This is a genomic window from Streptococcus pseudopneumoniae (assembly GCF_038148935.1).
GTDB lineage: Bacteria > Bacillota > Bacilli > Lactobacillales > Streptococcaceae > Streptococcus > Streptococcus pseudopneumoniae_U.
In genome coordinates this window covers 1-1492 of sequence record NZ_JBBJZX010000167.1, presented here as the reverse complement: position 1 = coordinate 1492, position 1492 = coordinate 1, and the positions used below count along the sequence as shown (strand labels likewise).

The window sequence follows — 1492 nt, the reverse complement described above, 5'->3', positions numbered from 1 at the left end:
TTTAAACACCGTTCTCGTGGCTATTTTGAAAGTCGAATGAATGATATTCCTAACTTTAATATTGGTAAACGAGCTACCTTGGATAAACATGGTTATCGTGATCCGAAATTGGATAAAGTGCGATTCTTTAAGAAACAGGCTCTGCCTCAATCTGCTAGTCAACCAAGCGCTGAACCAATGGAAAATATTGCCTTAGGGAAACAGGTTACTCAAAGTTCGACAGCTTTCGGAGGAGATGCTAGAAGAGCTGTGGATGGCAAAGTCGATGGTAACTATGGTCACAATTCTGTCACTCATACCAACTTCCAATCTAAACCTTGGTGGCAAGTAGATTTGGCTAAAGAAGAAACCATTCGCCAAATCAATATTTACAACCGAACAGACACTGCCCAGGATAGATTGGCAAACTTTGATGTCATTCTGTTAGATAGTTTTGGTAAAGAAATTGAGAGAAAACGCATAACATCTCTTAAAGATGTGTCAGCACAAATTGCGATTAACCATAAAAAAGCGCGCTATGTTCGAATTGAGCTAGAAGGCTATAATGCCCTCAGTCTTGCAGAAGTCCAAGTATATCGTGCTGAGAATATCGCTTGGAAAAAACAAGCTAAGCAAAGTTCTACTGATTTTGGTGGAGATGCTAGTCGTGCCTTGGATGGTAATACCAATAGTAGTTATAGCCAGCAATCAATTACCCATACAAAATTTGAAAACCAGCCTTGGTGGGAAGTTGATTTAGGTCGTACAGAACAGGTAGGACTTGTTCGCCTTCATAACCGTGGGGATGGAGAACTTTCTAAACGTCTGTCAGACTTTGATGTGATTTTATATGATGAAAAAGGGAAAGAAGTTGCTAGACAGTATGTTTCTAAACTTGACGGAACGAGCTTGGATGTTCAATTAAATGGGAAATTGGGACGCCGTGTTCGTGTGCAACTACGTAAGAACAATCAAGCCCTCAGTCTTGCAGAAGTAGAAGTTTTCCGCTTTATAGCTACGAATGGTGAGACGGCGACACAAGTTTCTAAGCCAGTTCAACCAATCAGTCAGACTCCTGCAAAAGACAAAACATTGACAATTCAACATAGTGGAGCTTACATTGCCCGCTACTCTATAACTTGGGAAGAAGTTACAGTAGACAAAGATGGAAACCAAGTTGTTCGTAGTCGTTCTTGGGAAGGAAACGGTCGCAACCAGACTGCAGGTTTTGTCCTCAACCTCCCAATCAAAGAAAATATGAGAAATCTGCGAATTAAGATTGAGAAAAAGACAGGTCTACTATGGAATAGATGGCAAACAATCTATGAAAACAGACCAATTTTAGCTCAACCCCACCGTAAAATTACCCATTGGGGAACAACATTAAATTCTAAGATTTCTGATGACGATGTCTTGTAATCTGATGATACAATGACAGTTAGATGATTTAGTCTATAAGAGAAGAACTACCTGAGCTCGAATAGGACTCAGGTAGCTCTCTATGAAAGAACAA

At 40.1% G+C, this 1492-nt stretch carries 1 protein-coding gene and 1 pseudogene; both read left to right on the top strand.

From position 1 onward, the window contains the following. Positions 1 to 36 precede the first annotated feature (36 nt). Positions 37 to 486: pseudogene (locus WKI42_RS10365) on the top strand (galactose-binding domain-containing protein); the annotation flags it as partial. Continuing rightward, a complete protein-coding gene (locus WKI42_RS10360) occupies positions 478 to 1398 on the top strand; it encodes a thiol-activated cytolysin C-terminal domain-containing protein (protein WP_368081878.1) in 921 nt (306 codons plus the stop codon). The pseudogene WKI42_RS10365 and the gene WKI42_RS10360, both read left to right, overlap by 9 nt. The last annotated feature ends 94 nt before the right edge of the window (positions 1399 to 1492 follow it).